12 protein-coding genes are annotated in these 13,163 nt (G+C 66.3%); 9 read left to right on the top strand and 3 right to left on the bottom strand.

Annotated elements, in window-relative coordinates:
- Positions 1-4: 4 nt before the first annotated feature.
- The 8 genes from lptC to GRB80_RS03080 all read left to right on the top strand — a co-directional run bounded on the left by lptC (position 5) and on the right by GRB80_RS03080 (position 5,574).
- Positions 5-589, top strand: coding sequence for an LPS export ABC transporter periplasmic protein LptC (lptC, locus tag GRB80_RS03115; protein ID WP_161422514.1), 585 nt, complete (start codon positions 5-7; stop codon positions 587-589).
- Positions 586-1,131, top strand: coding sequence for a lipopolysaccharide transport periplasmic protein LptA (gene lptA / locus GRB80_RS03110; RefSeq protein WP_132042305.1), 546 nt, complete (start codon positions 586-588; stop codon positions 1,129-1,131). Before lptC ends, lptA begins: the two co-directional genes overlap by 4 nt.
- A complete protein-coding gene (lptB, locus tag GRB80_RS03105; protein WP_132042304.1) occupies positions 1,128-1,853 on the top strand; it encodes an LPS export ABC transporter ATP-binding protein in 726 nt (241 codons plus the stop codon). The genes lptA and lptB overlap by 4 nt, the downstream gene beginning before the upstream one ends.
- 163 nt (positions 1,854-2,016) lie before the next feature.
- On the top strand, positions 2,017-3,423 hold the full coding sequence (locus GRB80_RS03100) for an RNA polymerase factor sigma-54 (protein ID WP_132042303.1): 1,407 nt from the start codon (positions 2,017-2,019) through the stop codon (positions 3,421-3,423).
- A 146-nt stretch (positions 3,424-3,569) separates the two neighbouring features.
- The gene (hpf, locus tag GRB80_RS03095; protein ID WP_132042302.1) at positions 3,570-3,878 is read left to right on the top strand and encodes a ribosome hibernation-promoting factor, HPF/YfiA family; all 309 of its coding nucleotides are present in this window, start codon (positions 3,570-3,572) and stop codon (positions 3,876-3,878) included.
- Between the two features lie 7 nt (positions 3,879-3,885).
- A complete protein-coding gene (ptsN, locus tag GRB80_RS03090; protein WP_132042301.1) occupies positions 3,886-4,353 on the top strand; it encodes a PTS IIA-like nitrogen regulatory protein PtsN in 468 nt (155 codons plus the stop codon).
- 43 nt (positions 4,354-4,396) lie between these two features.
- Positions 4,397-5,302 (top strand): RNase adapter RapZ, encoded by a 906-nt coding sequence (gene rapZ / locus GRB80_RS03085; RefSeq protein ID WP_132042300.1) that lies wholly within the window; start codon positions 4,397-4,399, stop codon positions 5,300-5,302.
- 2 nt (positions 5,303-5,304) lie between these two features.
- On the top strand, positions 5,305-5,574 hold the full coding sequence (locus GRB80_RS03080; RefSeq protein WP_132042299.1) for an HPr family phosphocarrier protein: 270 nt from the start codon (positions 5,305-5,307) through the stop codon (positions 5,572-5,574).
- Positions 5,575-5,737: 163 nt separating this feature from the next.
- On the opposite strand, the gene pmbA is transcribed toward GRB80_RS03080, so the two are convergent.
- On the bottom strand, positions 5,738-7,078 hold the full coding sequence (gene pmbA, locus GRB80_RS03075; RefSeq protein WP_161422513.1) for a metalloprotease PmbA: 1,341 nt from the start codon (positions 7,076-7,078) through the stop codon (positions 5,738-5,740).
- Positions 7,079-7,190: 112 nt separating this feature from the next.
- Between pmbA and yjgA the strand changes: the two genes are divergently transcribed.
- A complete protein-coding gene (yjgA, locus tag GRB80_RS03070; protein ID WP_161422512.1) occupies positions 7,191-7,727 on the top strand; it encodes a ribosome biogenesis factor YjgA in 537 nt (178 codons plus the stop codon).
- 141 nt (positions 7,728-7,868) lie between these two features.
- On the opposite strand, the gene tldD is transcribed toward yjgA, so the two are convergent.
- Positions 7,869-9,323: a metalloprotease TldD gene (gene tldD, locus GRB80_RS03065; RefSeq protein WP_161422511.1), complete on the bottom strand. Its 1,455-nt coding sequence runs from the start codon at positions 9,321-9,323 to the stop codon at positions 7,869-7,871.
- Positions 9,320-13,159 (bottom strand): YhdP family phospholipid transporter, encoded by a 3,840-nt coding sequence (locus GRB80_RS03060; protein WP_161422510.1) that lies wholly within the window; start codon positions 13,157-13,159, stop codon positions 9,320-9,322. Before GRB80_RS03060 ends, tldD begins: the two co-directional genes overlap by 4 nt.
- Positions 13,160-13,163: the final 4 nt, after the last annotated feature.

Below are 13,163 nucleotides of genomic sequence, written 5' to 3'. Positions count from 1 at the left end.
GATCATGCGCCTGCCGCGCCCTGGCTTTCGCACCGGACTGGCCCTGTTGCTGCTGGCACTGGGAGGCGGGCTGGCGCTGCTCGATCTACGTGACCCCGGCACCATCCAGCAGATACCGCGCGATGCCGCCGGGGAGCCCGACTTTTATCTCGAGAATGCGCATCTGACACGCTTCGATGCCGAGGGGCGCCTGCACCAGCAGGTAACGACCACCCGTCTGGTCCACACCCCCAAGGATGATGTGACCCGCCTCGAGACACCACATATCAAGCTCCACGACCGTGGCGGCCGGCTCTGGCTTGCCGAGGCCGACAGCGGCCGGCTGGGGCCCGGGGGCAATCCGCTGCGGCTCGAGGGCGAGGCCAGGCTGCTCGCCCCCGCCGAGCGGTGGTCACTGGAGACCGACACCCTGCACTATGATGCCGACACCGGTCACGCCTGGAGCACCACCCCTGCCACCCTGCGCCAGCCTCCACAGCATATGCGTGGCGAGCGCTTCGATGCCTGGGTCCATGACAACCGGGCACGCCTGACCGACAATGTGCGCGGCCACCACCCGCCCGAGACCTTCGAGGAGTCCTCGTCATGAAGCGCCCCCTATCCTCACTGTTGACCGGAGCCCTGTTGCTGACGCTGCTGCCTCTTGCCCCTGCCAGCCTGGCACAGAGCCAGACTCACAATCAGGATGCCAGTGCGCCCATTCTGGTGGAGGCGGACCGTCTCGACCTTGACGACCGCGCCGGCACCGCCGTGTATACCGGCAACGTGGATATTCGCCAGGGCAGCATGCGCCTGACGGGGAATCGCGTGGAGATCCGCCGTAACGCGGCAGGTGAACTCTCCCGGGCCACCGCCATCGGCGACCGAGCCTATCTCGAGCAGCAGCCGAACCCCGCCGAGCCCGTCATCAAGGGGTGGGGGCGCACCATTGTCTATCATGTGGCCGAGCGTCGTGTTGAGCTGATCGACCGCGCCGAACTCCACCAAGGGGGGGACACCTTCGAGGGCGGTTACCTGGAGTACTTCCTCGATCGCCGGGTCGTGCAGGCCCGCGCCGATGCCGAGGGGGTCGAAGGCAGCCAGCGCATTCGCATGACCCTCCAGCCGGAACAGCAGCAAGGGGAACCATGAAGACCCTTCACGCCCGCCATCTCGCCAAGAGCTACAAGCGCCGCCGTGTGGTACAGGACATCGGCCTGTCGATCCGGCAAGGCAGCATCGTCGGACTCCTCGGCCCCAACGGCGCCGGCAAGACCACCTCCTTCTACATGATCGTGGGGCTGGTGCGCGCCGACGCGGGCACGGTGACCATCGACGAGCTGGACCTCTCCCACGCCGCCATGCACGAGAGGGCCCGGGCCGGCATCGGCTACCTGCCCCAGGAGGCCTCGATCTTCCGCAAGCTGTCGGTGGCCGACAACATCATGGCGATCCTCGAGACCCGCCGCGACCTCGATCGCGACGGACGTCGAGCGCGCCTGGAGCAGCTGCTCGAGGAGTTCCATGTCACCCATATTCGCGACAACCTGGGCATGAGCCTATCCGGCGGCGAACGCCGCCGGGTAGAGATCGCCAGGGCCCTGGCGACCGAGCCCGCCTTCATTCTTCTCGACGAGCCCTTCGCCGGCGTCGATCCCATCTCGGTGGGCGAGATCAAGGGGGTCATTCGTCAGCTGAAGGCTCGCGACATCGGCGTTCTGATCACCGATCACAATGTCCGCGAGACACTCGACATCTGCGACACCGCCTACATTGTCGGCGACGGTCAGATCATCGCCGAGGGCGATGCCGAGTCGATCCTTGCCAACCAAAAAGTGCGCGAGGTCTATCTCGGTGCCGACTTCCGCCTCTGACGCAAGCGCCCTCGCGCCTGGAGACGGTTGTGACGGCTGTGGCAGCAGCAGGCCAGCGCGATAGCGTTCACCCAATGGCATGATTATTGCTTAAGGTCGTATTGCACGATGCCCTGCCAGGCACTAGGGTAAGGCTTTCCGACATGCCAGGAGGACGCCTGCCATGGCCATGAAGGCATCTCTGCAACTACGGATCGGCACCCAGCTAACCATGACCCCCCAGTTGCAGCAGGCCATCGCCCTGCTGCAGCTCTCCACCCTAGATCTACGCCAGGAGGTCCAGCAGGCGGTGGAGAGCAACCCGCTGCTGGAGCTTGACGATGAGTTCGGTGAGCAGGCCACCCAGGAGCCTGCGCAGGACGACTGGGCAAGCGAGATTCCCGAGCAGCTCGCCACCGACAGCGACTGGTCGGATACCTACCAGGACCTGGCGGCGCCCAGCGGCGGAGAGGGACCCGATTTCGAGCGCCAGGCGGAAGGCCAGAGCCTGCACGGTCATCTCTCCTGGCAGCTGGCGATGAGCGACCTCGACCCACGGGAGCGCCAGATCGCCGAGAGCCTTATCGACGCCGTCAACGATGCCGGCTACCTAACGGCTCCCCTCGACGAGATTCGAGACGGCCTGAGACAGCAGGGACTGTCCGACCTGCGCAGCCAGGAGATGGAGCGAGTCCTGCGCCATCTGCAGCAGTTCGAACCCACGGGGATCTTCGCCCGCGATTTGAGTGAATGTCTGCAGCTTCAGCTCGCCGCCCTCCCCGACGATACGCCGCACCTACCCCAGGCACGACGCCTGGTCCGACAGTTCCTTGAGGCCCTCGGCAACGATGACCGCCGCCTGCTCAAGCGGCGCCTGGGGGTGGATGACACGGCGCTCGACGCTTCCATCGCCCTGGTGCGCAGCCTGGATCCTCGTCCCGGCAGCGCCTTCTCAAGCGTCACCGACGACTACGTGATTCCCGATCTCGTTGCCTTCCACGATCAACGTGGCTGGCACGTCCAACTCAACCCCGAGGCGATCCCACGGCTGCGCATCCAGCCCGATTACGCGGCACTGGTCCGCCGCGCCGACAAGAGTGACGACAACACCTTCCTCAAGGAGCACCTCCAGGAGGCGCGCTGGCTGATAAAGAGCCTTAGCAGCCGCAACGACACCCTGCTGCGAGTGGGTCGCGAAGTCATGGCGCGCCAACTCAACTTCCTGGAGCAGGGTGAAGAAGCCATGAAGCCACTCACCCTGGCCGATATCGCCCAGACGGTGGAGATGCATGAATCCACCATCTCGAGAGTCACCACCCAGAAGTTCATCCACACTCCTCGCGGGGTCTTCGAGCTCAAGTTCTTCTTCTCCAGCCAGGTCGGCAACGAGAGCGATCGCCACTCCAGCACCGCCATTCGTGCACGCATCCGCAAGCTGATTCAGGATGAACCGCCACGCAAGCCGCTATCCGATAGCCGCCTGGTCACCCTGCTAGATGAGGCCGGCATCCAGGTCGCCAGGCGGACGATTGCCAAGTACCGTGAGGCCATGGGCATCCCCTCCTCCAGCGAGCGCAAGCGCCTGCGCTGAGCACATGGGGCAGGGCACCATCACCCCCTGCTCGACCGGCCCAACCCCTTGAACATGGCGGGAATCTCCCCCGGGACCGACAGGGGGTATGCAAGACATGAAAAAGGGTTACAATCGAATCACAACCATCGAGCAAGGAGCGTGTCATGCAAGTGAATATCACCGGCCTTCATGTGGAACTGACCGATGCCCTGCGTGACTATGTCAACGAGAAGCTGACTCGCGTGGAGCGCCACTATGACAACATCACCAACGTGCAGGTGACCCTATCTGTCGAGAAGGAGCGCCAGGCCGCCGCCTGCATCATGCATGTTGCCGGTGCCGAGCTGCATGCAGAAGCCCAGGATGTCGACATGTACGCCGCCATCGATTCGCTCGCCGACAAGCTGGACCGCCAGCTGGTCAAGCACAAGGAAAAGGCCCAGGCTCGCGCCCAGGGCGCCGGTGCCCGCTGAACCCACGATGTCCTCACTCGAAACCATTCTTCCCCCGGAGCGCACCCTCTTCGATGTGCCCGGGGGCAGCAAGAAACGGGTGCTGGAGTTCTTCAGCACCTTCATTGCGCAGAACACGCCCAGCCTCGACAGCCAGGAAGTCTTCGCGAGGCTAATTGCCCGCGAGCGTCTCGGTAGCACCGGCATCGGCAACGGCGTGGCCATTCCACATGCGCGCAGTCCGCACTGCAAGGCGCCCATCGCCGGCTTTCTCAAGTTGACGGAGCCGGTGGATTTCGACGCCATCGATGGAGAGCCCGTCGATCTGGTGTTTGTGCTGCTGGTTCCCGAAGAGGCCGATGCGGCCCACCTGACCCTGCTGGCCCAGCTGGCCGGCATCATGAACGACGTCGATACCCGCACGCGCCTGCGCCGCAGCTCGAGTCAGCGCGACCTCCACGACAGCCTTATCGAGGCCATTCGACGACAGGGTTGAGCGGTAACGAGCACCCCTCAGCCAGAACGACCAGGAGACCTCCATGCGACTCGTGATCATCAGCGGCCGCTCCGGCTCGGGCAAGTCAATCGCCCTGCAAGCGCTGGAGGATCTCAGCTACTACGCCATCGACAACCTGCCGGCCATGCTGCTGGGTTCGCTGGTTGACGAACTGAGCAACCCCGAGTCCCAGCGCACCTCAATCGCCGTTAGCATCGATGCCCGCAACCTCCCCCAGGCCCTGGAGCGCTTCCCCAGCCTCCTGGAGGAGGTGCGTGAACGCGGTATCGACTGCCAGGTCATCTACCTGAACACCGACGCACGCATCCTGATCGAGCGCTACTCCGCCACCCGGCGTCGACACCCGCTGACTCGCGAGAGCGAGATGACGCTCGCCGAGGCGATCGACTCCGAGGAGCAGGCACTCTCCGGGATTCGCGACCTGGCCGACCTGGTAATCGATACCTCACGACTGACGGTCCATGAGTTACGCGCCCGTATCGCCGACCAGGTAGCCCATCATCGCCCCGAGCAGCTGACCCTCACGGTGGAGTCCTTCGGCTTCAAGCGCGGCGTCCCCCTGGACGCCGACCTTGTGTTCGATGCGCGCTGCCTTCCCAACCCCTACTGGGACCCACGCCTCAGGCCCTTCAACGGCCAGGATGCCGAGATCGTCGCCTTTCTCGAGGACTACCCGGTGGTGCAGGAGATGCTCACCGACATCCACGACTGGCTGACACGCTGGTTGCCCAGATACGCGTCCAGCCATCGCAGCTATCTCACCGTGGCCATCGGCTGCACGGGAGGGCAACACCGCTCGGTCTATCTCGCCGAGCGCCTGGCCAGGCAGCTCGCCCAGCAGCAGACGCGGGTACGCTTGCGCCATCGCGAACTGGGCACTCAGGACACCTTGCCCGGCCCCGAGACCCCACCTCATCAAGGAAGTTGAGCGTGCCGCAACGCAGGTTGACCCTTACCAACAAGCGTGGGCTTCATGCCCGCGCCGCCACCAAGCTGGTCCAGTGCTGCCAGCCCTTTACTGCCCGCATTCAGGTGGCCAACGGCCCGATGCGGGGGGAAGCCAATAACATCATGTCGCTGCTGATGCTGGCCGCTCCCTGCGGCACCGAGCTCACCGTCAGTGCCGAAGGCAAGGACGCCGAACAGGCCCTCGACGCCATCGAGGCCCTGTTCGACGCCCGCTTCGACGAGGATGACTGAACGATGTAAGCCGTAAGCCGTAAGCCGTAAGCCGTAAGCCGTAAGCCGTAAGCCGTAAGCCGTAAGCCGTAAGCCGTAAGCCGAGAGGATATCATCGACTCTGCCGGTGGCAGTGATGTTCTCTTACCGCTTAAAGCTCATGGCGTATAACTCCCCGAAGGGGTCAAGCACCGGCCACCGTCATCTCGTCGACCAGCCAGCTGCCGGTATGGATACTGCCGCGGGTATCGATATCGCTGCCCACGCCAGCCAGCCCCCTGAACATCGTTTCCAGGTTTCCCGCAATGGTGAACTCCTCCACCGGGTACTGAATCCTGCCATTCTCGACCCAGAAGCCGGCCGCCCCCCGCGAGTAGTCCCCGGTGACGCCATTGACCCCCTGCCCCATCAGCTCGGTGACCAGCACCCCCCTGTCCATGCGGGCAAGCAGCTCATCGCGTGATGCCAGCGGCGCCGTGATCCGCAGGTTGCGAGCCCCGCCGGCATTGGCGGTGGTCTGCATGCCGAGGCGACGCGCGCTATAGGCCGAGAGCATGTAGCTGGCCAGTCGCCCCTTGTCGATAAAGAGATTGTCACGAGTCTGAACGCCATCGTTGTCGAAGGGCGAACTGGCCATGGCACCGGTTTCCATGGGCTTCTCCTGCAGGCTGAACCACTCCGGGAAGATTGCATCGCCGAGACGGTCGCAGAGGAAGGTTGCCTGGCGGAACAGCGCGCCGCCGGCGATGGCACTCATCAACGAGCCGACCAGCCCGCCGGCCAGATTCGGGTCGAAGAGTACCGGCATCCGCCCGGTAGCCGGACGCCTTGCTCCCAGGCGGCGCAGCGTGTTCTCTGCGGCACTCTCGCCGACCCGTTCAGGTGCCAGCAGATCGCGCGGGTTCCGGGCGCTGGTGAAGTCGTAGTCACGCTGCATGCCGGCATCGTCTTCAGCGATCAGCATGCAGGAGAGTGAGTGGCGACTGCCACGCTGGCTGCCCAGGAAGCCGTGGCTGTTGGCATAGACCCTTACCCCCTCGCCGCTGGAGAGCGAGGCGCCGTCGGAGCTCTTGATCCCGGCCTTGCCGCGGCCCGCGGCCTCGCAGGCCAGCGCCAGCTCGACCGCCTCCTCGGTGGTCAAGGCCCAGGGGTGGTGCACATTGAGGTCCGGCAGATGAGTTGCCATCAGCGCGGCGTCGGCCAGGCCGGCGGCGGGATCCTCGCCGGTATAGCGAGCAATGGCGATGGCCTTCTCGACCACGGCACGGATGGAGGCTTCGCCGGCATCGGTGGAGGAAGCACTGCCCTTGCGCTGGCCGAGATAGACCGTCACCGCAATGCCCTGATCGCGCGAGAGCTCGACGGTTTCCACCTCGCCTTCGCGAACGCTGACGCCGACACCCTGGTCAACGCTGGCGCCTACTTCGCAGGCGTCGGCCCCCAGCTTCCGGGCCAGTTCCACGGCCTGTCGGGAACGGCTCTCCAGCAGGGTCTGCTGGGCGGCGGCATCGAAAGCCTGAGTCATCTCTAATCCTCCTTCGGCGGGGCTGCGAGCCACGCCTGTAATGTTCATTCTCAGCCCGGTGAAACGGGCTGGTATACTGTCGGGACACCCAGCCCCAACCGATGGAAGCGGCATGTCCCAGGAATCTCCCCGCGAGTTGCTCGACCAGATCCTTCAGCAGCCGGACAACGACGAACGCCCCAGCAAGTCCCAGCTCAAGCGCGAGATGCAGGCGCTGCAGACGCTGGGGGAACAGATCATCGCCATGACACCCGGCGAGCGAGCGCGCTTTCCCCTCTCCGACGACATGCTCGCCGCCGTGGAGGAGACCTCACGCATCCGCTCCCACGAGGGACGGCGGCGACACATGCAGTACATCGGCAAGTTGATGCGTCGCGAGGACCTCGCGGCGATCCGTGCCGTTCACGACGAGATCGAGCAGGAGACGCTGCGCCGCGACCACGCCTTTCATCGCCTCGAGAAGTGGCGCGATCGCCTCGTCGACGAGGGCGACGCCGCGGTGGAGGCCTTCGTGGCCGACTACCCCCACGCCGACCGCCAGGCCCTGCGCCAGCTGATCCGCAACGCCCAGCGCGAACGTGCCCAGGACAAGCCACCGGCCAGTTCACGCAAGCTGTTCAAGCTGATCCGCGATACCGCAGGGCTTTAACGCCGCTCGGGACTGGTCCGGCGGCAGGCCCGGGCCGCCGGACCGACGAGGAGGCGCTGTAGACCCATCCTTGGACGCTACCTCGGCCACCCCTGGTCCTCGGACCTCCTCGTCGGCCTACCCCCGGCGCCCCTCGCTCAATCAGGATGCCGTGCCACCCACGGTCAGCTCGTCCAGCTTGAGGGTCGGCTGGCCGACACCCACCGGCACGCCCTGCCCCTCCTTGCCACACACGCCGATACCGGGATCCAGCGCCATATCATGGCCGATCATCGAGACTCGCCCCATGGCCTCGGGGCCATTGCCGATCAGCGTCGCCCCCTTCACCGGGGCGGTGATCCGGCCATCCTCGATCAGATAGGCTTCACTCGCCGAGAACACGAACTTGCCCGAGGTGATATCCACCTGGCCACCGCCGAAGCTCACCGCATAGAGGCCACGCTTGACGCTTTTGAGGATGTCGTCGGGGTCATCCTGCCCGGCGAGCATGACAGTATTGGTCATGCGCGGCATCGGCAGGTGGGCGAAGGATTCGCGACGGGCATTGCCGGTGGGCGTCATGCCCATCAGCCGAGCGTTCAACTTGTCCTGCATATAGCCAGTGAGGATGCCATCCTCGATCAGCGGAGTACGCTGACCCGGAGTTCCCTCATCATCGACGCTCATCGACCCGCGACGGTCGGCCAGGGTGGCGTCATCGACCACTGTCACACCCGGTGCGGCGACGCGCTCGCCCATACGGCCGGCGAAGGCTGAGCTTCCCTTGCGATTGAAATCCCCCTCCAGGCCGTGACCTACCGCCTCATGGAGCAGAATGCCCGGCCAGCCAGGCGCCAGCACCACCGGCAGCTGGCCCGCCGGGGCATCGACGGCCTCCAGGTTGACCAGCGCCTGACGCACCGCCTCCTTGGCGAAGCGTTCAGCGACACCCTCGTCGCGCAGGCGCGACATGGGATAGCGGCCACCACCACCGGCGCTGCCACGCTCGCGTCGACCATTGCGAACGACGATCACGCTCACGTTGAAGCGCACCAGGGGGCGGATGTCGGCCGCCAGGGTGCCATCGCTGGCGCGCACCAGCACCACCTCATGAACCCCCGAGAGCGAGGAGCTGACCTGGCTAACCGACGGGTCGGCGGCTCGGGCCACGCGATCCGCCTCCTTGAGCATGGCGACCTTCTCCTCGGCGCTGAGCCCGGCGAGCGGATCGACCCCGGCATAGCGCGCCGGGGGACCGACGGCAACCGGCGTGCCCAAGGGCAGCCGGTTGCCGCTACGCACGATGCCGGCCGCGGTACGCCCGGTCTCGCCAAGCGCATCGGCGGTAATCTGATTGGAGTAGGCGAAGCCGGTCTTCTCGCCGGCCAGCGAGCGCACGCCCACCCCGCCGTCGATGTTGTAGCTGGCCTCCTTGACCTCGCCATCCTCCAGCACCCAGCCCTCATGCCAGCTGCGCTGGAAGTAGAGGTCGGCGTAGTCGATACCCGCCCCCATCGCGTGGCCGAGGCCGGTGTCCAGGTCATCCAGAGAGAGACCACCGGGGGTCAGCAGGATGCCGGCGGCTTCATCAATCAATGCGTGTCTCGCTTGGGTCATTCGGCGCTTTCCACTGAAATCCGCGGCGCGGTCCAGGGACCACGCACGCGATAATGAATTCGGGTAACACTGTCGATGGCATCACCAAACAGGCGGTCGGCGATAAACAGGGCCCCACCCACCACCGGAGCACCGGCGATAACCGCCGCCAGTGGCAGATTTCGGCTGACAGGCAGTGTGACGCCCAACTGCATGTCGAGTTCCCGGCGTGCCAACGCGACGCTGCCATCGAGAGTGAAGCGAGTGGCAGGGCCCACGATCTGGACCGGCCCCCGCGTCTCGAGACTGCCACCATACAGGGTCGCCGCGCCAGTGACACGGTCGAAGGCCGTTCCTCGCCCGGTCATATCGGAGAAATCCAGCCGCAGACGGCGCACCAGGTTATCGATATTGAGCAGCCCCACCAGACGAGCCGGGGCCGACTCCAGCTTGACGAAACGGCCATCACGCAGCTCCGCCTCGACGCTGCCCCGGGAGCGCTCCAGGGCAAACTGCCAGGGCGTCCCTGGCCAGGCCAACTGGCTCTTGACCCTTGTCTCGCCGCTACGGATCACCGGGTCCTGAGCCAGGCGTTCCAGCGCCGTTCCCAGGTCCCGTCCTACCAGCTCCAGGCGCGCACGGGTCAGGCTGGCCTCGGGACCCGCCGCCTCCCAGACCAGCTCGCCATGGGCACTGATCTCTCCCACGGTAAGCCCCAGGGGAGCGATGCTGAGTCGCTCGGGCGTCGCCTGCCAGCGCGCGGTCAGGGGCCCTAGGCGCCGGCCCTGACGCTCGATATCGGCGATGCGCAGGCGCCCGCCGGGCAGGTCGGCGACCCAGACGGGAAGCGGCTTCGGCTCCGGAGGCGTGGCTATCTCGTCGAGCAATGAGCCGACCTGCTGGCCGGTGGGCATCAACGCATCCAGCGAGAGGCGACTCAGGCCGATGTCCAGTGGCTCGGTGAGCCGGGGCCGATAGTCGAGACTGCCCTCGAGCAGACTGCCATCCAGAGCCAGATGCCAGCCGCCGCCAGGCTGCGGGCGAGCGGTGGTATAGAAGGAGCCGAGGCAGCGATCCTTATGCTGCAGGCAGTCGCTGGCCACACGCACCTCGCGCAGGTCAAGGCCTGCCCCCCCTGTGTCACGACCTCCTGCCACCCCCGCAAGCGGCTCGCTCCATGCGGCCGGAGAGAGGCGCGGCAGATAGGCATCGATCCACCATCCCGCCTCGGAGGGCCAGGCCGGCGCGGATTGGCGGCCTAGCCACACCTGTCCCTGGCTACGCTCGTCACCGGGCAGCGAGCGCCAGCGCAGCTTGAGTGCCTCCCCCAGTCGTCCATCCAGGTAGCCATGGGTCAGATTCATGTCGAGCCGCAACGGGCGAGACTGTGCCGCCGGCTTGCCCAGCGGCGCCGGAAGATCGGCGGCCAGCCCCTGGAGTGAGCTCTGCAGACGAAGAGAAACCTCGTCGTCGATACCCAGCCGGCCACGCCAATCGAAACGCCCGGTCAGCCGCTCGGCAAGGAGCGACGCGCCCCCCAGCTCGAGCAGCGCCTCGGCCTCGGCGGCCCCGGCGAGGTCTAGCCCGCCATTCAAGGTATCGATATCGGCACGCAGGGGTCCGCCGAGCAGGCGCCCCTCGAGCCGTCCCGTGAGCCCACCCTCGGCGCCCTGCTGCCGCCAGGTCAAGGGACCACGCAGCTCCCTGACTTGCAGGTTCAACGGCCGATATTCGAGAAGCTCAAGACTCGCCTGGGTCTCGATCAAGAGGTCCAGCGCCTCGGGTCGTTCCAGAGGCAGCTCGAGCTGCAGGGCGCCCTCGGCATGTCCTTCGGCCTGCCACTCTTCCATGATTGCCCTGCCCTCTACCGGCATGCTCATCAGGAAGCGTCGCAGCGCGGAGGCGCTGGCATCCAGATTGCCTGCGACCTCCAGGCGTTCGTCGGCAAGCCGTACCCGGCCATTACTCGCTTTCACGCCGAGACTCTCGGCATGCTTCACCTCGGCCTCGAGAAAGGTGTCATCGAGCCGCATTCGCCCTTCAATGCCCTCCAGCATCGGCCACCCCGGCGCCATGGGCAGACGGCCGTCGCGAATGGCAAGGTCGAGGCCAAAACTCGGCGATGGCTGATCATCCTGATCATCGTCGTCACCGGAGAGCGGTACATGCAGGCGAAGTGCGCCCTCGGGAACTCGACCCGCCACACCATCGGCAAGCCAGTCGCGCAGATCATCATCGAGGATGGCTACCGGCAGCCACTCGACAAGCGGTGTCTCCACGGCATCGACCTCCTCGAGGGCCAGGGTCAGGCCGAAGCCTCCCCGATCCCCCTGCCCCACAGAGAGACCGAAGCCACCGATGACCTCGGCACCGTTCCATCCCACCCGCAGATCACGTCCACTGACCATGCTACGGGGGCCATCGTAGACCCAGCGCACCTCTCCGGAGGCGTGATCGAGTGCCATGGGGGCGGCGAAGACCTCGGGGAAGTGAAGGGTGGATGTCTCGTTGCCACTGAAGCGCACCAGGCCGTGACCGCCCCGCGCCTCGACCCACATGTCCAGGGGGCCGCCCCCTGGGGCCTGCTGCCAGGGCGATACCTCGACACCATGCAGGGACGCCCGGGCCTGCCACTGCCCCTCCCGGAAGCCAAGCCCGAAACCGGCCACCCGGCCGCGTGGATCGAGGCTGTCCACCGCCCGAGCCAGAGCCTCGGGCAGCGGCACCCGATCGCGCCAGGCAGCCAGGGATCCCAGGTCGAAGGCGCTGGTATTGAGCCACCACTCCTCGCCATCGCCGTTCAGATGCCATCGGTAGGGCAAGGCAGGTCCCCAGCGCGACGCCAGTTCGTCCGGTTCGCTCCTCTCGGGACTCTCGGCATTACCCTGAAACCAGGCCTGCCAACCGCTCTCCCCCCTCAACCACTGGCCGCGCCCGGTCACGCTATCCAGCGCCAGTTGATGACGCTCGCCCTTGGCGTCGCGATGGCTGACGGCCAACCGCTCGACATCCAGCGCCAGGCGGGCATCGGCCAGGCGGCCACGGTGCCAGCGCCCCCACAGACGAGCCTCACCCCGCGCCTCGTCGAGATGCAGCGGCTGATCACGCCCCAGCACCGCGGCCAGCTCCACCAGGGTATCGAGGTGCATGTCGGCCTGCAGGGCGGCACTGAAGTCACGGAATCCGACCTCGCCCGGCAGCACCTCGAGGGCTACCTGCATGGCCACATCGGCGTCGCCCACCAGGCGCAACCTGCCCTCGAGATGGGCACGGCGGGCATCACCGGTCATCAGCAACCGTGGCGCCTCGAAGGCGACGCGTCGCTCCTGGCCATGCAACACCACGCGTACATCCTCGGCCCAGGCCCGTTGGCGCAGCAGCACCCCGACCCAGAAGTCGAGACGCTCGAGAGCGAACTCCCCCTCGGGCTGAAGCTCGGGGGGGAGCTCGGCGGGATCGGGCCAGTGCCCCCCCCCCTGCGCGCTCTGGTAGAGGTGCAGGGTCATGCCCTCGAGACGCGCGCTCTCCACCACCGGCAGCCCTTCACGCAGGCTCTGCCAGGTATCCAGGCGCAGCTGCCCCCCCTGCACCTCCAGCAGCGGTCGGTCGCCATCACGGGTGCGCAGGCTCAGTGCACCAAGCTTGAGGTAGGGGTCGAAGCGCACCAGCCCGGCCTCCAGGGAGTCGATCCGGGTCTGTGCCGCGAAGCGCGCCGACAGCAGGGCCTCCAGCCGTGATGTCTGGCCATCGGCCAGGCACAGCGCCAGCCGCGCCAACAGCGTCAGGATCGCCACTGTTGCCAGCCCCAGGGCCAGCAGGGTCAGGGTCCAGCGCATCACCTGGCGGGTCACGGGCATGGGC

The sequence above is a fragment of the Halomonas icarae genome (genome assembly GCF_009901955.1).
Lineage (GTDB): Bacteria > Pseudomonadota > Gammaproteobacteria > Pseudomonadales > Halomonadaceae > Halomonas > Halomonas icarae.
This window is presented reverse-complemented; position numbering and strand designations above follow the sequence as displayed.